Below are 19,603 nucleotides of genomic sequence, written 5' to 3'. Positions count from 1 at the left end.
TCATGACTGCTGACTCCGCCCCGGCCGTGCCGCGGCCGCCCGCCCGTCAATCGTCTGCGCCGGAGATCACCGGCGCCGAGGCCGTCGTCCGTTCCCTCGAGCTGCTCGGCGTCACCGACGTGTTCGGGCTTCCCGGGGGAGCGATCCTCCCCGTCTACGACCCGCTCATGGACGCCTCCGAGCTGCGCCACATCCTCGTGCGCCACGAGCAGGGTGCAGGACACGCGGCCGAGGGCTACGCATCGGCATCCGGCAAGGTCGGCGTGTGCATCGCGACCTCGGGCCCCGGGGCCACCAACCTCGTGACCGCGATCGCCGACGCCTACATGGACTCGGTGCCGATGCTGGCCATCACCGGCCAGGTGTTCTCGACGCTGATGGGGACGGATGCGTTCCAGGAGGCCGACATCGTGGGTATCACGATGCCGATCACCAAGCACTCGTTCCTGGTGAAGGACGCCGCAGACATCCCCGGTGCCATCGCCGCAGCCTATGAGATCGCTGGCACGGGCCGGCCCGGCCCCGTGCTCGTGGACATCACGAAGGACGCCCAGCAGGCGACGGCACCCTTCGTGTGGCCGCCCAAGATCGATCTGCCCGGCTACCGTCCGGTGACCAAGGCGCACGGGAAGCAGATCCAGGCCGCGGCGGCTCTGCTCGCCGAGGCCAAGAAGCCGGTGCTGTACGTCGGCGGCGGTGTGATCCGCGGCAAGGCGTCGGCGGAGCTGCTCGAGCTCGCCGAGTCGACCGGTGCACCGGTGGTCACCACGCTCATGGCGCGCGGTGCCTTCCCCGACTCGCACCCGCAGCACCTCGGCATGCCCGGCATGCACGGCACGGTGCCCGCGGTGCTGGCGCTCCAGGAGGCCGATCTCCTGGTCTCGCTCGGGGCTCGCTTCGACGACCGCGTCACGGGCAAGGCGGCGCTGTTCGCTCCCAACGCGAAGGTCGTGCACGTCGACATCGATCCGGCCGAGATCTCCAAGATCCGCACCGCCGATGTCCCGATCGTCGGCGACGTCCGCGATGTGCTGATCGACCTCGATGCCGCGTTCCGCGGGGCGGCCGCCGGTGCCAAGCCCGACATCGAGGAGTGGTGGTCGTACCTCGATGGGCTGCGCACCGAGTTCCCGCTCGGGTATGCACCGACGACAGACGGACTCCTCGCCCCGCAGTACGTGATCCAGCGGATCGGCGAGCTGACGGGTCCCGAGGGCATCTTCGCCTCGGGCGTCGGGCAGCACCAGATGTGGGCCGCGCAGTTCATCAAGTACGAGCGTCCGAATGCCTGGCTGAACTCGGGCGGTGCCGGCACGATGGGGTACTCGGTGCCCGCCGCGATGGGGGCGAAGGTCGCCGAGCCCGAGCGTCCGGTCTGGGCGATCGACGGCGACGGCTGCTTCCAGATGACCAATCAGGAGCTCGCGACCTGCACGATCAACGACATCCCGATCAAGGTCGCGATCATCAACAACTCGTCTCTGGGCATGGTGCGCCAGTGGCAGACGCTGTTCTACGACGGACGTCACTCGAACACCGACCTTAACACCGGGCACGGAACGATCCGCATCCCCGACTTCGTGAAGCTCGCCGAAGCCTACGGCTGCCTCGCGATCCGTGTGGAGAAGGAGGAGGAGGTCGACGCCGCCATCAAGCTCGCACTGGAGACGAACGACCGCCCCGTGGTGATCGATTTCGTGGTGAGTGCCGATTCCATGGTGTGGCCGATGGTGCCGCAGGGCGTGAGCAACAGCTACGTCCAGTACGCCCGCGACCACGCGCCCGCATTCGACGAGGAGGACTGAGCCATGTCGACCCACGTGCTGAGCCTGCTGGTGGAGAACACTCCCGGTCTTCTCACCCGCGTCGCCGGGCTCTTCGCCCGCCGCGGCTTCAACATCGACTCCCTCGCCGTCGGGGTGACCGAGGTGCCGGGGATCTCGCGCATCACCGTCGTCGTCGACGTCGACGAGCTCCCGCTCGAGCAGGTCACGAAGCAGCTCAACAAGCTGATCAACGTGATCAAGATCGTCGAGCTCGACTTCTCGACCTCCGTCCAGCGCGAGCACATGCTCGTCAAGGTGCGGACCGACAACGCCACGCGGTCGAACGTGATCGAGGTCGTGAACCTCTTCCGCGCGTCGGTCGTGGACTACGCCGCCGACGCCCTGGTGATCGAGGTCACCGGCGACAAGGGCAAGGTCGACGCGATGCTCCGCGCACTCGAGCCCTTCGGGATCAAGGAGATCGCGCAGTCCGGTCTCCTCGCGATCGGCCGCGGCGGCAAGAGCATCACCGAGCGCGTCCTGCGCGGCTGAACCGACAAACTCACCGGGTACCGCGCTGTCGTGGGACCCGATAAGACACGAATCGCAACGAACAAGGAGAAACACAAAGTGAGCACCGAGATCTTCTACGACGCCGACGCAGACCTGTCCCTGATCCAGGGCAAGAAGGTCGCGATCGTCGGTTACGGCTCGCAGGGCCACGCCCACGCGCAGAACCTGCGCGACTCGGGCGTCGAGGTCGCCATCGCGCTCAAGGAGGGCTCCAAGTCCGCAGCCAAGGCGGAGGAGGCCGGCTTCCCGGTCAAGACGGTCGCCGAGGCCACCGAGTGGGCCGACGTGATCATGATCCTCGCGCCGGACCAGCACCAGCGCATCATCTACAGCGAGTCCATCGCGCCGAACCTGACGGCGGGCAAGACCCTCGCCTTCGCGCACGGCTTCAACATCCGCTTCGGCTACATCGACGCTCCCGAGGGCGTCGACGTGATCCTGGTCGCCCCGAAGGCGCCTGGTCACACGGTCCGTCGCGAGTTCGTCGCCGGCCGCGGCATCCCGGACATCATCGCCGTCGAGCGCGACGCATCGGGTCATGCCTGGGACCTGGCGCTCTCGTACGCGAAGGCCATCGGCGGCACCCGTGCCGGCGTCATCAAGACGACGTTCACCGAAGAGACCGAGACCGACCTGTTCGGCGAGCAGGCCGTGCTCTGCGGTGGTGTGAGCCACCTCGTGCAGGCCGGTTTCGAGACGCTGACCGAGGCGGGCTACCAGCCGCAGATCGCGTACTTCGAGGTGCTGCACGAGCTCAAGCTCATCGTCGACCTGATGTGGGAGGGTGGCATCGCCAAGCAGCGCTGGTCGATCTCCGACACGGCTGAGTTCGGCGACTACGTCTCGGGCCCGCGCGTCATCGACGAGCGCGTCAAGGAGAGCATGAAGGGCGTGCTGGCCGACATTCAGTCGGGTGCCTTCGCCAAGCGCTTCATCGACGACCAGGACAACGGGGCCGAGGAGTTCCTGGCGCTGCGTGCCAAGGAGGAGCAGCACCCCATCGAGGTCACCGGCAAGGAGCTGCGTTCGCTCTTCGCCTGGAAGCAGCAGGACGAGGACTACGTCGACGGCAGCGCCGCGCGCTGATCCGCTCATCGAGCAAAGAACGGGCGTCCCTTCCGGGGCGCCCGTTCTTTCGTTCTCGACCGGTCAGGGGCGGGTCAGCTCCTCGAGGACCTCGATGACATGACGGTACGGACGGCCGGTCGCCCGCGTCATCCCGATCTCGCACGTGCGGTTCGCGGAGACGAAGGCATCGAAGCCGCCCCGTTCGCCATCCGCGGCGGCGATCTCCGCGGACTCCTGCGCCGTCGCGCTGGCGGTGAGCTCCGGATGCAGCATCCCGCGGTCTCCGGCGAAGGCGCAGCAGCCCCAGCCCTCCGGGATGAACACCTCTTCCGCGACGGCCTCGGCGATGGCCGTCAGCGCCCCCGTCGCCCCCAGCGCGGTCGTCGAGCACGTCGGGTGCACGGCCACTGTCGAGAGCTTCGCCTGCACAGACAACCGGGGGAGCACCTCTCGGGCGACGAACGTGGTCGCATCCTCGATGCGGAGTCCCCGGTACTTCGGATTCTCCGCCACGGACTGGGCGAGCATCACGTCGAGGCCCTCCGTGCAGGACGCGGCGTCGCACACCACGGGCAGTTCACCGTAGCGGCTCGCCTCCCACAGCGAGTCGAGGACACGCGCGGACATCCGCCGGTATCCGTCGAGGTGACCTTTCGACTTCCAGGGGGTGCCGCAGCACAGGCCGCCGTTCTCCTCGGGGACGACGACGGGGATCCCCGCGCGGTCGAGCAGGTCACGCAGCGCATCACGCGATCCCTGACCGTCGCCCTCGGCGCCGAACATCGTGCCGATGCAGGCGCCGAAGAAGACGACCTCGGCATCATCGGGCCCTCCCGCGCGCGGGGGCGTCGTACCGCCGCGGGGGAGTCCGCCGTCGTAGAGCGGTACCGTGTCGGCGCCGAGCACGGCCCGGCCGAGGTGCGTCACTCCGCGCACCAGAGGCGCCGGGAGCACATCGGCGACGGTCAGCGCGACACCACCTGCGCGCGTCACCGTGCCCCAGTGCTTCGCCGCCGTGCCCCAGAGCGCTCCCTCGACCGCGTTCGACTGCTCGGCGCGCAGACGGCGGACGAGGTCTCCGGTGTTGATGTCGACAGGGCACGCCACGCCGCACATGCCGTCGACCGCACAGGTCTGCACGCCGTCGTAGTCGTAGTCCTTCTGCAGGTCGCGCAGCAGCTCGGTGTCGCCCTGCTCCTCGGCCCACGCCATGTCACGGCGGATCACGATGCGCTGCCGTGGTGTGAGGGTGATGCTCTTGCTGGGACAGGTCGGCTCGCAGTATCCGCACTCGACGCAGCGGTCGACCTCCTTCTCGACGGTGGGCACGCGCTTGAGGTCGTGCAGGTACGAGTCGGGGTCGTCGGAGAGGACGACGCCGGGGTTGAGGATGCCCTCGGGGTCGAGCAGGCGCTTGATCTCCCACATCATGTCGGTGAGGTCGTCCCCGTACTGCCTGCGCACGAACGGCGCCATGATCCGTCCCGTCCCGTGCTCCGCCTTGAGCGAGCCCTGCTGGGACAGCACCAGGTCGACCAGGTCGTCGGTGAAGCGGCGGTACCGTGCGACGCTGTCCGCATCGTCGAAGCGCTCGTTGAGCAGGAAGTGCACGTTGCCGTCCTTGGCGTGGCCGAAGATGACCGAACCCTCGTAGCCGTGCTCCGCGAACAGCTCGATCAGGCGCTCGCACGTGGCGAGGAGTCGGGGGACGGGCACCACGATGTCCTCGAGCAGCGCGGTCGTCCCCGAGGGGCGTGCGCCGGCGACCGCGGTGTAGAGGCCCTTGCGCACATGCCAGAGACCGGCGCGCTCGGCGGCATCCGTCGTGAGGCGCGGTGCCACGGCGAGCGGCAGCGCTTCGAAGTGTGCCTGTGCCGCCGCGCTCGAGGCCGCCAGCGCCTCGGCGTCGGGGGCGTGGACCTCGACCAGCAGTGCGGCGTGCCCCTGGACCTCGATCTCCGCGATCGCCGCCGGCACGTCGCTCAGTCCCTGTGCGACCCGCAGGGATGCGGCATCCATGAGCTCGATCGTGGCGAGGCCGAGGCGGGTCAGGTCGGGGAGTGCGGTCATCGCGGCGGACAGTGTCTCGAACACGAGCAGACCGGTCGCGATCGCCGGCCGCACCTCGATCGTGCGGAAGCGGGCTTCTGCGACGAACCCGAGGGTTCCTTCGGAGCCGATCATCAGGTGCTCGAGGATGCGCACCGGGTCGTCGAAGTCGAGCAACGCGTTCAGCCCGTAGCCCATGGTGTTCTTCATCGAGAACTGCTGGCGGAGGAAGGCGACGTGATCAGTCGAGTCGAGGAGGCGGGTGCGCAGCGCGAGGAGACCGTCGGCGATCGCGGGCTCGGCGGCACGGAGCACTTCGTTCGCGTCCGGTCGTCCGGTGTCGAGGATCGTGCCGCTCGGGAGCACGATCGTCATCGAGTCGATGGTCTGGTAGGAGTTCTCGGTGATGCCGCATGCCATCCCGCTGGAGTTGTTGGCCACGACGCCGCCGATGGTGCAGGCGATCTCGCTTGCCGGGTCAGGACCGAGCTTGCGGCGATGGCGGGCGAGTCGGGTGTTGACCTGTCGCACCGTCGCGCCGGGGCCGACCCGGACGAAGGCGCCGTCCTCCTCCACCGCGATGTCTCGGAAGTGGCTGCGCGTGTCGACGAGGATGTCGCCGCTGACGCTCTGCCCGGAGAGGCTGGTGCCGCCGGAGCGGAAGGTGAGCGTGCGACCGGCACTGCGAACCGCGCCGAAGGCTCGCGCGACCCCCTCGGCATCGACCGGGGACAGCACCGCATCCGGAATCAGCAGATAGTGCGAGGCATCATGTGCGCGGGCGAACCGGTCGATCGAGCGGGAGTGCACCTCCGTGGTCGGCCCCAGCAGGGCGGGGTCCAGCGGTTCGGCGAGTGTGGTCGGCACGGTGCTCCTCTGCTCCGTCGAGATTGTCTGACAAGTGTACCGAGACCCGGCGGTTTCGATAGGCTGTGCCCATGATCACGACCAGCGAACCGACGCTCGGGATCGTCGGCGTCGTGGATGCCGTGACAGCGCAGCTGCGGGCGCGCATCCTCAGCGGAGACATCCGCTCGGGATCGCCGCTCACCGAGGCTGCGGTGTCGCACACGTTCGGGGTGGCGCGGCCCAGCGCGAAAGCGGCGATCGAGCAGCTCGTCGCGAGCGGGATCCTCGTGCGGACTGCGCACCGGAGCGCGCGCGTCGTGGGGATCGATGCCGACACCGTGCGCGACGTCTACCGGACGAGAACGCGCCTCGAGAGCGCAGCCCTTCGGGATCTCGCCCGTACCAGGAGCGTCCCCGACCTCGCGCGCGCGGCCAATGCCGAGATCCTGGCGATGCCACCGGGACCGGATCCCGCGACCGTCGACCCCGATCTGCGATTCCACACCGCTCTCATCGACGCGCTCCACAGCGAACGGACGAGTCGCATGTACCGCAGCGTCCTCGACGAGGTGCGGTTGTGCATGGCTCAGGTGCAGGGGAGACGATTGCTCGACGCTTCGGAGATCGCCGCCCAGCACGCCGACATCCTCGAGGCGATCGCGTCAGGAGAAGCGCAGCAGGCGGCGGCTCTTCTCGAAGCGCACCTCTCGTCGGCGGAGGAACGCCTCGTGGAAGCGCTCGACGCGGACTAGCCTCACTCGGCCGGGGCCTCCTCGACCACGATGGGCGCCTCGGTGGAGTCGGCCCACTCGGGCGCAGGCAGGACCGTGTCGACCTGGCCCGCCTGGATCTGCCGCAGTGCCTCGGCGATCTCTTCGTCGTTCTCAGGTACCGGAAGGTCGCACGCGCGCAGTTCCGAGGCGAACTGCAACGTCAGGCGGATCTTGCCCGCTTCGACGGCTTGAGCGGTCGTCCCGGTGCGGATCTCGCTTCCGGTCTGGATCGCGGAGACCTCGTCGCACACGTGATAGACCTTGCCTCCGTCGACCCAGACGACCTCGTCCTTGCCCAGGAGCTGGATGACCGCGGACTGGTCGGCGGTGTACTGCTCGACGGATGCCGGGGCGAAGTCGATGCCGAGCACAACCGCGAGGCCCGCGAGGACGACGCCCACGATGCCGGCGGTCGTCTTCTGTCCCTTGTCCATGTCCTTGTTGAGGAAGATGAGGATGACCAGCGGAAGGAACGCGACGATCGCGATGATCGCGCCGAGCTGGTTCTGGACGAAGAACCGTGCCTTGTCCGATCGGCGTGCGGGGTCGAGGCGGTTGGCCTTCTTCCACAGGACCGAGCCGGTGATCGACAGCGCGGCGATCACGACGAGGAGCACGAGGAGGGCGATGAACGCCCACTGCGGGAACTGCGCGGTGACGCCGGTCTCCTCGAGGAGACCCGTGTCGGGGTCGCGGACGAGCTTCCCGTCTTCGCCCACATACACCCGCTGCCGCAGGAGCCAGAAGATCCCGACGGCTTCGCCGATGATCGCGAGTGCCCAGAGCACCCCGGCGATCCAGCGGAAGCGCGTCGCCTTCGCCTTCGCCTCGGGGGTGGGCACCCACCCCGCGGGCGGCTCCGTGGTCGCGCCGCCCTGCGTGGGCCGGTCGACGCCGGCGTTCGTCTTGTCGCTCTCGGCCACGGTGCTCCCTTTCCCTCCGATGCCCGCCTATCCGGCTCAGGGCAACCCTGAGCCTAGTGGACGGCGTGTCCTACGCTGGGGACATGACCTCCGACCCCGACGACGCCCTCACGTGGGAGGGCGACGACACCCCGACACAGAAGGATCCCTCTCTTCCGCGCGGCTGGAACGCCGTCGGAAAGGGGAGCGAAGACGTCGGAACGATCGAGGACGACGGCATGGTCACCCCCGTCGGCTCCGACGAACCGGCGGGGCTGAGCACCCCGATGCTGTTGATCCTCGGAGTGGTCGGCGGCGTGTACCTCCTCTACACGGTCGGCTGGATCGTCGGCGGGTTGCGGCTCAAGCCGTTGGCAACCTTCCTCGTCACCGACGCGATGTTCCTGCCCTGGTTCGTCCTCGCGATCGCCGCTCCTGCGCTCTGGTTCCTCACCGGCTGGGTGCTCACGCGCGCGAGGCCCGCGTGGATCCGCGTCGCCGTGCTGCTGGCCGGTGTCGTGCTGCTGGTTCCGTGGCCCTTCGTCACGGTGGGGGTGATCGGATCATGAGCGCGCCGCAGGCCACTCAGCCCATCGCGGCGGACTCGCCCCGGTGGCTCGTCGGACTCGTCATCGGACTGGCGGGGCTGTTCTACGCGTACGCCGTGTGGAACGCCGTCGCGCACCTCATCACCATGGCGCAGACCGGCCTCACCGGCGGCGGGTGGGTCACGCTGCTGTTCGGCGTCGCGTTCCCCGCCATCGTCTTCGCCTTCGCCTACGTGATCGGCCGCCGGCGCAGGGTGGGCGAGCTCGCACTGGTGTTCCTCGCGGGTCTCGGCGTCGTCGCGGTGTTCTGGATGAGCCTGATCGCGCTGAGCCTGACGATGCCGAGCGCCTGAGTCGCACACGGTCACACGTCACGGAGAGCATCGAGCGCTCGGGTAGAGTTGACGCGATCGCGCCCCCATGGTGTGCGGCGCATCGGCCCCTCCCGCCTGCCGCGCTGCCCCGAAGGATCCACTGTGCCGAAGCCTGTCGTGCTCATCGCCGAAGTACTCTCTCCCGCCACGATCGAGGCCCTCGGCCCCGACTTCGACGTCCGCAACGTCGACGGCACCGACCGTGAGGCGCTGTTCGCGGCTCTCGCAGACGCCGATGCCGTGCTGGTCCGCTCGGCGACCCGCATCGACGAGGAGGCGCTGGGCCACGCCCCGAAGCTGAAGGTCGTCGCCCGCGCGGGCGTCGGTCTCGACAACGTCGACATCAAGGCCGCCACGGCCGCCGGGGTCATGGTGGTCAATGCGCCGACGTCGAACATCGTCTCGGCCGCGGAGCTCACGGTCGGTCACATCCTGAGCCTCGCCCGTCGTATCCCCGCCGCGCACGCGTCGCTGTCCTCCGGCGCGTGGAAGCGCAGCTCCTTCACCGGCGCCGAGCTCTTCGAGAAGACCGTGGGTATCGTCGGCCTCGGCCGCATCGGCGCGCTGGTCGCCGCGCGCCTCGCCGCGTTCGACATGCGTGTGGTGGCCTACGACCCCTACGTGACATCCGCGCGTGCGCAGCAGCTGGGCGTGCAGCTGCTCTCGCTCGACGAACTCGTCGCGGAGTCCGACTTCCTCACGATCCACATGCCGAAGACGCCGGAGACCACCGGCATGATCGGCGCCGAGCAGTTCAAGGCCATGAAGCCGACCGCGTTCGTCGTGAACGTCGCCCGTGGCGGACTGATCGACGAGGAGGCCCTCCACGCGGCGCTCGTCGCTGGCGAGATCGCCGGCGCCGGGCTCGACGTCTTCACGTCCGAGCCCCCCGCGGAAGGCGGCACGGCCCGTCCGCTCCTCGAGCTGCCCAACGTCGTCGTCACGCCGCACCTCGGCGCGAGCACCGAAGAGGCGCAGGAGAAGGCCGGTGTCTCGGTCGCGCGTTCCGTGCGTCTGGCCCTCGGGGGCGACCTCGTGCCCGACGCGGTCAACGTCGCGGGCGGTGTGATCGACCCCTACGTGCGTCCTGGCATCTCCCTCGTGGAGAAGCTCGGTCAGATCTTCGCCGCTCTCGCCACGTCGCCGCTCACCAGCCTCGACGTCGAGGTGCACGGCGAGCTCAACGACTACGACGTGAGCGTGCTCAAGCTGGCAGCGCTCAAGGGCGTCTTCACCAACATCGTCAGCGAGACGGTCTCCTACGTGAACGCTCCGCTGCTCGCGGAGCAGCGCGGCATCGCGGTGCGTCTGCTCAAGGACGACGTGAGCGATGAGTACCGGAACGTGATCACCCTCACCGGCGCACTGTCCGACGGCACGCAGCTCTCGGTCTCCGGCACCCTGACGGGTCCGAAGCAGGCCGAGAAGCTGGTCGGCATCAACGACCACACGCTGGAGCTGCCGATCGAGAAGCACCACGTCGTGATGCTCTACACCGACCGGCCGGGCATCGTGGCCGTGTACGGGCAGAAGTTTGGCGAGGCGGGCATCAACATCGCCGGGATGCAGATCGCCCGACAGGCGGCCGGCGCACAGGCGCTCAGCGTTCTCACGCTCGACTCGCCGGTCTCCGATGAGCTGCTCGACGATGTCCGCGACGCCATCGACGCCGACCTGTTCCGTCAGATCGAGATCACCGAGGTCTGACCGACTGCGATGCGAAGGAGGGCGGGAGCGCGATGCTCCCGCCCTCCTTCGCATCGGTGGGTCAGGCTGTCGCCTTCAGCACCAGGGCGATCAGATCGGCGAGCTCGTGGCTGCGAGGGACGAGACGTTCCGGCCCGTGCACGTCGAGCGAGTTGTTGAAGTACAGGCCGTCGCTGACCAGCATCACCAGGTCGAGGCTCGCGTTGTCGCGCACGTGGGGTCGGATCGTCTCCGCCCAGCGGCGCCTCGTGTCGCGCAGCATGTCGGCGGCAGGGATCGAGCCGCCCTGGGCGAGCCTCGTCGTCGCGATGAGTACACGATCGAGAGCGTCGTCCTCCATCACCGAGGTTCGCACGTAGTACGACACGGGGCCCTCCTCGGCGGCGGCCATCCGCTCCAGGTCGAGAGTCGTGAGACGGTCGAGGCGCTCCACCAGACCGGCTTCGAGCTCCTCCTTCGACCCGAAGTGGTAGAGCAGCCCACCCTTCGACACGCCTGCGGCTTTGGCTGTCGCATCGAGCGTCGCTGCCCGCTCGCCATCGGCGATGAGGATCGCTTCGAAGGCGTCGAGCACCTTCTCGCGGGCGAGGGGAGGTCGGGGCATCGTGGATCCTCTGCACAGCCGGAACGGGTCGGATGCTGTTACTATACCATCCGGACGGTTCACTAACCGTGCCATCACGATCCTGAGAGGTGTTCCATGACCCGTACTGCGTCGATCCCGACGACAGAGACGGATGCTCCCCGCGTCGGGGCGCGCGGCTGGGCGGCGCTCATCGTCCTCATGCTGCCGGTGCTGCTGGTGTCGGTGGACAACACGGTGCTGAGCTTCGCGCTCCCGGAGATCTCCATCGCGCTCGCGCCCACCGGCGCCGAGCAGCTGTGGATCATCGACGTGTACCCCCTCGTGCTCGCCGGACTCCTCGTGACGATGGGCACGCTCGGCGACCGGTTCGGTCGTCGCAAGCTGCTCCTCATCGGCGCCACGGGCTTCGCGGCGGTCTCGGCACTCGCCGCGTTCGCCCCGACGGCCGGGCTGCTCATCGCGGCCCGAGCGCTCCTGGGGTTCTTCGGCGCCATGCTGATGCCCTCGACCCTCTCGCTGCTGCGTTCGATCTTCCAGAACCGGGACCAGCGACGCATGGCGATCGCGGTGTGGGCGTCGGCATTCTCCGCCGGTTCCGCACTCGGACCGATCGTCGGCGGGTTCCTTCTCGAGCACTTCGCATGGGGTTCCGTCTTCCTCATCGCCGTACCCGTGCTCATCCCGCTGTTCGTGGCAGCGCCCCTGCTCGTTCCGGAGAGCCGCGACCCGAGGCCTGGCCGTATCGACATCATCAGCATCGTGCTGTCGATGGCGACGATGATCCCGATCGTCTATGCGATCAAGTCGCTCGCCGTCGACGGACCGAGCCTCACGGCCGGCGCATGGGCGCTGCTCGGGCTCGCGATGGGATACCTGTTCGTGCGGCGCCAGCTGCGCGCCGAGACGCCCATGCTCGAAATGGCGCTGTTCCGTCGCGGATCCTTCTCCGGAGCCATCCTGGTGAACCTGCTCAGCGTCGTCGCCCTGGTCGGCTTCCTCTACTTCGTGTCGCAGCATCTGCAGCTCGTTCTGGGCCTGTCGCCCATGATGGCGGGTATCGCACTGGTGCCGGGCATGCTCGCGATGATCGTCGCAGGACTCTCGGTCGTCCCGGTATCGCGGCGCGTCCCGCCGCACATCGTGATTCCCGTTGCGCTCGCGTTCTCCGTGGCCGGATACCTGATCGTGGCGTTCACGACCCACGAGCACGGGGTGCTCCCGCTCATCGTGGCGTTCGTCGTGCTGGGCATCGGCATCGGCGCGGCGGAGACCATCTCCAACGAACTGATCCTGTCGAGCGCCCCCGCGGCCAAGGCGGGCGCAGCGAGCGCGGTCTCGGAGACCGCCTATGAGCTCGGGGCGGTGCTGGGTACAGCGGTGCTCGGCGGCATCATCACGGCGTTCTACCGCGGGGCGCTCGTGCTCCCCGATGGGTTGCCCGCGGACGTCGCGCATGCGGCGGGGGAGACCCTGGCAGGTGCGTACACCGCCGCGCAGGCGCTCCCGGGTCAGCTCGGGACGGCGCTGTGGGACGCCGCGGCCGCGGCCTTCGGCTCCGGGGTGATGGTGACCTCCCTGATCGGCGCGGGCCTCGTGGTCGTCGCTGCGGTGATCGCGGCCGTCACACTGCGCAAGGCACCCTCGCACTGACCAGTACTCTGGAAGGACCGGTCCGCTCGCCGCGCGGCGTGCCAGGGCCGGTCCATCCCGTGCAGTGCGCAAGGAGTGTCATGTCGCGTGTCGTCAAGCTGGCCGTCATCCCCGGAGATGGCATCGGTCCCGAGGTCGTCGCCGAGGCGGAGAAGGTGCTCGACGCGGTCACGGCCGACAGCGACGTGGTCTTCGACAAGACCCGGTTCTCCCTCGGCGCGGCGCGTTTCCTCGAGACGGGAGACACCCTCACGGACGAGGACCTCGCAGCGATCTCGGCCCACGACGCGATCCTCCTCGGCGCCGTCGGCGGCACCCCGGGGGACCCGCGTCTGAAGAACGCGAACATCGAGCGCGGGCTGCTTCTGAAGCTGCGTTTCACCCTCGACCACTACGTGAACCTCCGCCCGTCGAAGCTCTTCGTCGGTGCTCCGGGTCCGCTCGCCGACCCGGGCGCGATCGACTTCGTCGTGGTGCGCGAGGGGACAGAGGGGCCGTACGTCGGCAACGGCGGTGCCATCCGCACGGGTACGCCGCACGAGGTCGCGAACGAGACCTCGGTGAACACCGCCTTCGGTGTCGAGCGCGTCGTGCGTTACGCCTTCGACCTCGCCGAGCGCCGTCGTAAGAAGCTCACGCTCGTGCACAAGACCAACGTGCTCGTGCACGCGGGCGCGATCTGGCAGCGCATCGTGAACGAGGTCGCCGCCGAGCACCCCGAGGTGACAGTCGACTATCTGCACGTCGACGCCGCCACGATCTTCCTGGTCACCGATCCCTCGCGCTTCGACGTGATCGTGACCGACAACCTCTTCGGTGACATCCTCACCGACCTCGCCGGCGCCGTCACGGGCGGCATCGGCCTCGCCGCCTCCGGGAACATCAACCCCGATGGCGTCTTCCCGTCGATGTTCGAGCCCGTGCACGGCTCGGCACCGGACATCGCGGGTCAGCAGAAGGCCGACCCGACCGCCGCGATCCTCTCGATCGCGCTGCTGCTCGACCACCTCGGCCTTCCCGCCGAATCGGCGCGGGTGAGCGCCGCGGTCGAGGCGGACATCGCCGGCCGCAGCGGCGTCCGCACCACTGCGGAGATCGGCTCCGCGATCACTGCCCGTCTCTGAACGGCGGGCGTAGGCTGACAGGGCGCGAGGATGCGCCCACCCACGAGGAATGGATTGACGACATGACGACGATCGACGCCGAGACGAGCGTGGCTCCCCTGGAGTTCGCCGTGACGAAGAACCTGAACGCGGCTTCCCCGGCCCGCGTCGCCGAGGTGCTGGAGAGCCCGGGCTTCGGTGTGGTGTTCACCGACCACATGGTCGACATCTGCTGGTCCGCCAAGGGGGGATGGCACCGTCCGCGCGTGCAGCCTTACGGACCGATCCCGCTCGACCCCGCGGCGTCCGTGCTGCACTACGCGCAGGAGATCTTCGAGGGCATCAAGGCCTACCGGCACGCCGACGGCTCGATCCACACGTTCCGTCCCGACCGCAACGCCGCACGCATGCAGGCGAGCGCCCGCCGCCTGGCGCTGCCGGAGCTTCCCACCGAGTACTTCATCCAGTCGCTGCGTGAGCTCATCGCCGTCGACGGCCGCTGGGTCCCGTCCGGCGCCGACCAGAGCCTGTACCTGCGGCCGTTCATGTTCGCCAAGGAGGCCTTCCTCGGCGTGCGGGCGGCGCAGAAGGTCGCCTACTACGTGATCGCGAGCCCCGCCGGCGCCTACTTCACCGGCGGTGTGAAGCCGGTCCGGATCTGGCTCTCCGAGGACTACGCCCGCGCGGGTCGCGGCGGCACCGGCAAGGCGAAGACCGGCGGCAACTACGCCTCCAGCCTCCTGCCGCAGGCCGAGGCCAGCGCGAAGGGGTGCGACCAGGTCGTCTTCCTGAACGAGAAGCGCGACGTGGAGGAGCTCGGCGGCATGAACGTCGTGTTCGTCTTCAAGGACGGCCGTGTCGTGACCCCGGAGTCCGACAGCATCCTCGAGGGCATCACACGCGACTCGCTGCTGCAGCTCGCCGAGGACCGCGGCTACACGGTCGAGAAGCGCCCGATCTCGATCGACGAGTGGCGTGAGGGCGTCGCCTCGGGCGACATCGTCGAGGTGTTCGCGTGCGGCACGGCCGCGGTCGTGACCCCGATCGGCGCACTCGTCGGCGAGGGCTTCGACGAGCCGCAGCCGCTGGGTGAGCTCGCGCTGTCCCTCCGCGAGGAACTCACCGACATCCAGTACGGCCGCCGCGAGGACAAGCACGGCTGGCTCCTGCGCCTCGACGCCTGATCGTCCCGGCGCTCGACGTCATGTCGAGACCGTCTTCCGGCGAGACCCCGAGCAGACCATCTGCTCGGGGTCTTCTGCGCTCGCTAGGCTGGATTCCATGAAGATCGCCCGGTTCAGCCACGACGAAGCCATCATGTACGGGATCATCGACGAGCGCGAGCTCGTGGTGCTCGCCGGTGATCCGATGTTCGCGGGATACGAGACCACCGGCGCACGGGTGCCCCTCGCGGATGCCGCGCTGCTCGCGCCGGTGATCCCTCGCTCGAAGGTGGTGTGCGTCGGCAAGAACTATCACGATCACGCGGCCGAGATGGGGGGAGTGGCTCCGGAAGAACCCCTGCTGTTCCTCAAGCCCAACACCGCGGTGATCGGGCCCGGCGACACGATCGTGCGCCCGACCCTCTCCGAGCGCACCGAGTACGAGGGCGAGCTCGTCGTCGTGATCGGGAAGATCGCGAAGAACGTGAAGGCGGAGAACGCTCTCGACTACGTGCTGGGGTACACGATCGGGAACGACGTGACCGCACGCGACCTGCAGCGCAAGGACGGTCAGTGGTCGCGAGCCAAGGGTTTCGACACCTTCTGCCCGCTCGGACCCGTGATCGAGACCGACTTCGACCCGTCGACGGCGACCATCGAGACGCGGGTCAACGGCGAGGTGCGCCAGCATGCGCCGTTGACTGACATGATCCACTCGGTGGCGTCGATCATCGAGTACGCCTCCGCGGTGTTCACGCTTCTTCCCGGCGACGTCATCATGACGGGCACCCCGGCAGGCGTCGGCGCTTTCGAGGCGGGCGACATCATCGAGGTCGAGATCTCCGGACTCGGGATCCTGCGCAACACCGCGCGCGACGCCGCACCCGTGTCATGACCGACGTCGCCCTGACGGCGGCACAGCAGACAGCCGTCCAGCGACGCACGGTCCTGGTGCTTTCACTCGGGCAGGTGCTGGGCGGCATCGCGTTTGGAGCCACGGTCTCACTCGGTGCGCTTCTGGCAGCCGACATCTCGGGGAACGAGGCGCTCTCGGGCCTGGCGACGGCTTCGGTCACTCTGGGAGCGGCAGCCTGCGCCATCCCGCTCGCGCGTCTCGCCGCGCGGGTCGGACGTCGTCGTGCTCTCACGTTGGGCAACCTCTTCGCGCTGGTCGGCATCGCCGTCGTCATCCTCGCGGCTTCGCTGCGGGTCTTCCCGCTCCTGCTCGCGGGCATCCTGATGATCGGCGCGGGCAACGCCGGCAACCTCCAGTCACGGTTCGCGGCCACGGATCTCGCCGCCCCACAGCATCGCGGGCGCGATCTCTCGATCGTCGTGTGGTCGACCACCATCGGAGGCGTCGCGGGACCCCTGCTCCTCGGGCCAGGCGAGGTCGTCGGGCAGGCCGTCGGGATGCCGCCGCAGACCGGGTCCTATCTGTTCTCGTTCGTCGCCCAGTGCGCGGCGCTCCTGCTCTACATCGTCGCGCTGCGTCCGGACCCACTGCTGGCGGCGCAGCGGCTGGCGAAGGCGACCGCCGCTGCCGTGGGGACCGCTGTCGTGGACCGGCCGAGAGTCGCACGCTACGCGATCTTCGCCATCGCCGGCTCTCACGTGGTGATGGCCTCGGTCATGGCGATGACTCCTGTGCACTTGTCGCATATGGCGCATGGTTCCCACGGGATGGCGGCGACCCCGGCCGATGTCTCCGCGCTGGTGGGGATCACGATCGCGCTCCACGTCGGCGGCATGTACGCGCTATCGCCCTTGTTCGGCGTGCTCGCGGACCGCTGGGGTCGGCTCAAGGTCGTCCTGCTCGGACAGGCGTTGCTCGCGGGAGCGCTCGCCTTCGCGGTCTTCACCGGCACGGAGGCGTGGGGCGTCGTGGTCGCCCTCATCCTGCTCGGTCTGGGGTGGAGCGCGGCGACGGTGGCCGGTGCCGCGCTGCTGACCGAGGCATCGGCGCCCGAGTTGCGCACACGCAGGCAAGGGCGCAGCGACTCCCTGATGAGCCTGTCCGCTGCGGCGGGGTCGGTCCTGGCCGGGGTGGTGCTGTCGAACTTCCAGTACTCGGGGCTCGGTGTCGCGGCGTTCATACTGGTGATCGCGATCGTGGTGCTGTCTCCGCTGGCGCGCTCCGGAACGCGATGAAGGACTGGGCGGGGGTCGGCGAGGCGTACGCGTCGTCGTACGCCCCGCTGTGTGCCGGGACCTTGCCCGCGCTGCGGGATGCACTGGGTGGCGCACGAGGGCGGAGCCTGGTCGATGTCGGCGCGGGGGACGGGACCCTCGCGGCCGCCTGGGCGAGCGAGGGGTGGAGCGTGACGGCGTGCGAACCGGAGCCGAGCATGCGGGCGGCCTCCCATCGGCGGCATCCCGAGATCGCGGTGGTCGCCGGAGGGCTGCCGGAGCTCCCGTTCGCGGACGGATCCTTCGATGTCGCCGCCGCCAACTTCGTGCTGAACCACGTCGCGTCTCCTCGCTCGTCTGCCGCGGAACTAGGGCGGGTCAGTCGCGGAGCGGTCGTCGCGACGACCTGGACGCTGTCGCCCTCGTGGCTCTGGGCCGAGATCACCGATCGGTCAGGCGTCCCGCCCTTCGCGGGTGAGCGGCTCCCTGCCGACGAGGACTTCGAGCGGACGGCGGACGGCTTCGAGCGGATGCTGCGACAAGCCGGTCTGCATCGTCTCGTCGTGACCGAGGTCGAGTGGGTCTGGTCCGCTCGGCCGGAGGCCCTCTGGCGCTCCGTCGAAGGAGGAGTGGCCGGAGCTGGCGCCCTGTACAGCGGACTCGATGAGAGGGGACGCCAGCGCTTCCGCGCCGCGTTCGAGCTCGTGGTCGATGAGCGCAGCGTCGGCGGCGTGCTGCCGCTCGAACATCGCGCCGCCGTCGGAGTGAGTGCTGCTCCCTGAAGACCGCCGCTCTTCGCAAGGCGCGGCGCGGTCGTCCCCGTAGAATCGAAGGGCTATGGCTACCCCTCACCCCCTCACCACGACGGCCGATGGTGCCGATGTCCGCGTCCGCTTCTGCCCTTCGCCGACCGGTCTGCCGCATGTCGGCATGGTCCGCACGGCCCTCTACAACTGGGCCTATGCCCGCCACAACGGCGGGAAGATGGTGTTCCGCATCGAAGACACCGATGCCGCCCGCGACAGCGAAGAGAGCTTCCGCCAGCTGATCGACGCGCTCACCTGGCTCGAGATCGACTGGGACGAGGGCGTCGAGGTCGGCGGGCCGCACGCGCCATACCGCCAGTCGGAGCGTCATGACATCTACCGCGGCGTGATCGACAAGCTCATCGCCACCGGCGCGCTGTACGAGAGCTACTCGACGGCCGAGGAGATCGACGCCCGCAACGAGGCCGCGGGCCGCGCCAAGCAGCTCGGCTACGACAACTTCGACCGCGAGCTCACGGACGAGCAGAAGGCGGCCTTCCGTGCCGAGGGTCGTCAGCCCGCCCTTCGCCTGCGCGTACCCGATGAGGACCTCACGTACGTCGACCTCATCCGCGGCGAGGTCACCTTCCCCGCCGGCTCGTTCCCCGACTTCGTGGTCGTCCGCCCGAACGGTGTGCCGCTGTACACGTTCGTGAACCCCGTCGACGATGCGCTCATGGGCATCACGCATGTGCTCCGCGGCGAAGACCTGATGCCGTCGACCGCTCGTCAGCTCTCGCTGTACGCGGCACTGATCGAGGCGGGTGTCACGACGTTCGTCCCGCGTTTCGCGCACATGCCGCTGGTGCTCGGTGAGACCGGCAACAAGAAGCTCTCCAAGCGCGACCCGCAGGCCGACCTCTTCCTGCACCGGGATCGCGGCTTCATCCACGAAGGGCTCCTGAACTACCTCGCCCTCCTCGGCTGGTCGATCGGCCCCGACCGCGACGTGTTCTCGCTGGAGGAGTTCACCGCGGCGTTCGACATCGTGAATGTGAACCCGAACCCGGCTCGCTTCGACCAGAAGAAGGCCGAGTCGATCAACGGCGACCACATCCGGATGCTGGGGGAGAAGGACTTCGCCGAGCGGACCATCCCGTACCTCGCTGCGGCGGGGCTCTTCGACGAGCCCACGCACGAGCAGCTCGTGATGGCCTTCCGTGTCGCGCCCCTCGTGCAGGAGCGCGTGCAGCTGCTCGGCGAGGTGCCGGGAATGGTCGGCTTCCTGTTCGCCGACGAGGTCTCATACGCCGAGGATGCGCTCAAGGGTCTGCCGGCGAATGGCGCCGAGGTGCTGGATGCCTGTGTCCGCGCGCTCGAGCCGTTGGCGGAGTTCACCCCCGACAAGATCCAGGAGGCGCTGGCTGCCGAGCTGGTCGAGAAGCTCGAGCTGAAGCCGCGGGTCGCCTACGGTCCGCCGCGTGTCGCGATCACCGGGCGTCGGGTCTCGCCGCCGCTGTTCGAGTCGATGGAGCTGCTCGGCAAGGACGAATCGCTGCGTCGCCTGCGTGCTCTTTCCGCGTTCCTCGCGGACTGAGGCGCGACGCGCCCGGGCG

General features: G+C 68.9%; 17 protein-coding genes. 14 read left to right on the top strand and 3 right to left on the bottom strand.

Features of this window, described 5'->3' with window-relative positions:
* Positions 1 to 2: 2 nt before the first annotated feature.
* From AB0E56_RS12235 to ilvC, 3 genes are all read left to right on the top strand, one after another.
* Positions 3 to 1,805 carry an acetolactate synthase large subunit gene (locus AB0E56_RS12235; RefSeq protein WP_359799259.1) on the top strand — a complete coding sequence of 601 codons (1,803 nt, stop codon included), beginning with the start codon at positions 3 to 5 and terminating at the stop codon, positions 1,803 to 1,805.
* Between the two features lie 3 nt (positions 1,806 to 1,808).
* The gene (ilvN, locus tag AB0E56_RS12230) at positions 1,809 to 2,318 is read left to right on the top strand and encodes an acetolactate synthase small subunit (RefSeq protein WP_183152560.1); all 510 of its coding nucleotides are present in this window, start codon (positions 1,809 to 1,811) and stop codon (positions 2,316 to 2,318) included.
* A gap of 78 nt (positions 2,319 to 2,396) precedes the next feature.
* Complete coding sequence (ilvC, locus tag AB0E56_RS12225) at positions 2,397 to 3,425, top strand: ketol-acid reductoisomerase (RefSeq protein WP_047519233.1); 1,029 nt, start codon at positions 2,397 to 2,399, stop codon at positions 3,423 to 3,425.
* Between the two features lie 63 nt (positions 3,426 to 3,488).
* Here the strand turns inward: ilvC and AB0E56_RS12220 are convergent, their stop codons facing one another.
* Positions 3,489 to 6,323, bottom strand: coding sequence for an FAD-binding and (Fe-S)-binding domain-containing protein (locus tag AB0E56_RS12220; protein ID WP_359799257.1), 2,835 nt, complete (start codon positions 6,321 to 6,323; stop codon positions 3,489 to 3,491).
* Positions 6,324 to 6,394: 71 nt separating this feature from the next.
* Between AB0E56_RS12220 and AB0E56_RS12215 the strand changes: the two genes are divergently transcribed.
* Entirely contained in the window at positions 6,395 to 7,057 is a 663-nt protein-coding gene (locus AB0E56_RS12215) for a GntR family transcriptional regulator (RefSeq protein ID WP_359799254.1), read from the top strand.
* 2 nt (positions 7,058 to 7,059) lie between these two features.
* On the opposite strand, the gene AB0E56_RS12210 is transcribed toward AB0E56_RS12215, so the two are convergent.
* Positions 7,060 to 8,001, bottom strand: coding sequence for a hypothetical protein (locus tag AB0E56_RS12210; RefSeq protein WP_359799252.1), 942 nt, complete (start codon positions 7,999 to 8,001; stop codon positions 7,060 to 7,062).
* Positions 8,002 to 8,084: 83 nt separating this feature from the next.
* On the opposite strand from AB0E56_RS12210, the gene AB0E56_RS12205 reads away from it, so the two are divergent.
* The 3 genes from AB0E56_RS12205 (at position 8,085) to serA (ending at position 10,609) form a co-directional block, all read left to right on the top strand.
* Positions 8,085 to 8,549 (top strand): hypothetical protein, encoded by a 465-nt coding sequence (locus AB0E56_RS12205; protein ID WP_359799251.1) that lies wholly within the window; start codon positions 8,085 to 8,087, stop codon positions 8,547 to 8,549.
* Positions 8,546 to 8,881, top strand: a complete 336-nt coding sequence (locus AB0E56_RS12200; RefSeq protein ID WP_359799248.1) for a hypothetical protein — start codon at positions 8,546 to 8,548, stop codon at positions 8,879 to 8,881. The genes AB0E56_RS12205 and AB0E56_RS12200 overlap by 4 nt, the downstream gene beginning before the upstream one ends.
* Before the next feature lie 123 nt (positions 8,882 to 9,004).
* Positions 9,005 to 10,609 (top strand): phosphoglycerate dehydrogenase, encoded by a 1,605-nt coding sequence (serA, locus tag AB0E56_RS12195; RefSeq protein WP_359799246.1) that lies wholly within the window; start codon positions 9,005 to 9,007, stop codon positions 10,607 to 10,609.
* Between the two features lie 61 nt (positions 10,610 to 10,670).
* Here the strand turns inward: serA and AB0E56_RS12190 are convergent, their stop codons facing one another.
* Positions 10,671 to 11,213 (bottom strand): helix-turn-helix domain-containing protein, encoded by a 543-nt coding sequence (locus AB0E56_RS12190; protein ID WP_359799245.1) that lies wholly within the window; start codon positions 11,211 to 11,213, stop codon positions 10,671 to 10,673.
* Between the two features lie 96 nt (positions 11,214 to 11,309).
* On the opposite strand from AB0E56_RS12190, the gene AB0E56_RS12185 reads away from it, so the two are divergent.
* The 7 genes from AB0E56_RS12185 (at position 11,310) to gltX (ending at position 19,584) form a co-directional block, all read left to right on the top strand.
* Entirely contained in the window at positions 11,310 to 12,845 is a 1,536-nt protein-coding gene (locus AB0E56_RS12185; protein ID WP_359799244.1) for an MFS transporter, read from the top strand.
* A gap of 80 nt (positions 12,846 to 12,925) precedes the next feature.
* Positions 12,926 to 13,969: a 3-isopropylmalate dehydrogenase gene (locus AB0E56_RS12180; RefSeq protein WP_359799242.1), complete on the top strand. Its 1,044-nt coding sequence runs from the start codon at positions 12,926 to 12,928 to the stop codon at positions 13,967 to 13,969.
* A 62-nt stretch (positions 13,970 to 14,031) separates the two neighbouring features.
* Positions 14,032 to 15,132, top strand: coding sequence for a branched-chain amino acid aminotransferase (locus AB0E56_RS12175; protein WP_359799240.1), 1,101 nt, complete (start codon positions 14,032 to 14,034; stop codon positions 15,130 to 15,132).
* 97 nt (positions 15,133 to 15,229) lie between these two features.
* Positions 15,230 to 16,006 carry a fumarylacetoacetate hydrolase family protein gene (locus AB0E56_RS12170; protein ID WP_359799238.1) on the top strand — a complete coding sequence of 259 codons (777 nt, stop codon included), beginning with the start codon at positions 15,230 to 15,232 and terminating at the stop codon, positions 16,004 to 16,006.
* Complete coding sequence (locus AB0E56_RS12165) at positions 16,003 to 17,262, top strand: MFS transporter (protein WP_359799236.1); 1,260 nt, start codon at positions 16,003 to 16,005, stop codon at positions 17,260 to 17,262. The genes AB0E56_RS12170 and AB0E56_RS12165 overlap by 4 nt, the downstream gene beginning before the upstream one ends.
* Complete coding sequence (locus AB0E56_RS12160; RefSeq protein ID WP_359799235.1) at positions 17,259 to 18,023, top strand: class I SAM-dependent methyltransferase; 765 nt, start codon at positions 17,259 to 17,261, stop codon at positions 18,021 to 18,023. The genes AB0E56_RS12165 and AB0E56_RS12160 overlap by 4 nt, the downstream gene beginning before the upstream one ends.
* Before the next feature lie 55 nt (positions 18,024 to 18,078).
* A complete protein-coding gene (gene gltX, locus AB0E56_RS12155; RefSeq protein ID WP_359799234.1) occupies positions 18,079 to 19,584 on the top strand; it encodes a glutamate--tRNA ligase in 1,506 nt (501 codons plus the stop codon).
* Positions 19,585 to 19,603: the final 19 nt, after the last annotated feature.

Origin of the sequence: Microbacterium sp. NPDC028030 (assembly GCF_040637855.1) — a bacterium.
In the GTDB taxonomy this organism is placed as follows: domain Bacteria; phylum Actinomycetota; class Actinomycetes; order Actinomycetales; family Microbacteriaceae; genus Microbacterium.
Note: the sequence above shows the minus strand (reverse complement) of the source record. Positions and strands in the feature narration are given on the sequence as shown.

What these genes read in the sequence shown, in the direction of transcription:
- AB0E56_RS12170 (WP_359799238.1), top strand. Translation starts at nt 15,230, where the DNA reads ATGAAGATCGCCCGGTTCAGCCACGACGAAGCCATCATGTACGGGATC.
- AB0E56_RS12160 (WP_359799235.1), top strand. Translation starts at nt 17,259, where the DNA reads ATGAAGGACTGGGCGGGGGTCGGCGAGGCGTACGCGTCGTCGTACGCC.
- AB0E56_RS12185 (WP_359799244.1), top strand. Translation starts at nt 11,310, where the DNA reads ATGACCCGTACTGCGTCGATCCCGACGACAGAGACGGATGCTCCCCGC.
- AB0E56_RS12180 (WP_359799242.1), top strand. Translation starts at nt 12,926, where the DNA reads ATGTCGCGTGTCGTCAAGCTGGCCGTCATCCCCGGAGATGGCATCGGT.
- AB0E56_RS12200 (WP_359799248.1), top strand. Translation starts at nt 8,546, where the DNA reads ATGAGCGCGCCGCAGGCCACTCAGCCCATCGCGGCGGACTCGCCCCGG.
- ilvN (WP_183152560.1), top strand. Translation starts at nt 1,809, where the DNA reads ATGTCGACCCACGTGCTGAGCCTGCTGGTGGAGAACACTCCCGGTCTT.
- AB0E56_RS12215 (WP_359799254.1), top strand. Translation starts at nt 6,395, where the DNA reads ATGATCACGACCAGCGAACCGACGCTCGGGATCGTCGGCGTCGTGGAT.
- AB0E56_RS12205 (WP_359799251.1), top strand. Translation starts at nt 8,085, where the DNA reads ATGACCTCCGACCCCGACGACGCCCTCACGTGGGAGGGCGACGACACC.
- AB0E56_RS12190 (WP_359799245.1), bottom strand. Translation starts at nt 11,213, where the DNA reads ATGCCCCGACCTCCCCTCGCCCGCGAGAAGGTGCTCGACGCCTTCGAA.
- gltX (WP_359799234.1), top strand. Translation starts at nt 18,079, where the DNA reads ATGGCTACCCCTCACCCCCTCACCACGACGGCCGATGGTGCCGATGTC.
- AB0E56_RS12235 (WP_359799259.1), top strand. Translation starts at nt 3, where the DNA reads ATGACTGCTGACTCCGCCCCGGCCGTGCCGCGGCCGCCCGCCCGTCAA.
- AB0E56_RS12175 (WP_359799240.1), top strand. Translation starts at nt 14,032, where the DNA reads ATGACGACGATCGACGCCGAGACGAGCGTGGCTCCCCTGGAGTTCGCC.
- AB0E56_RS12165 (WP_359799236.1), top strand. Translation starts at nt 16,003, where the DNA reads ATGACCGACGTCGCCCTGACGGCGGCACAGCAGACAGCCGTCCAGCGA.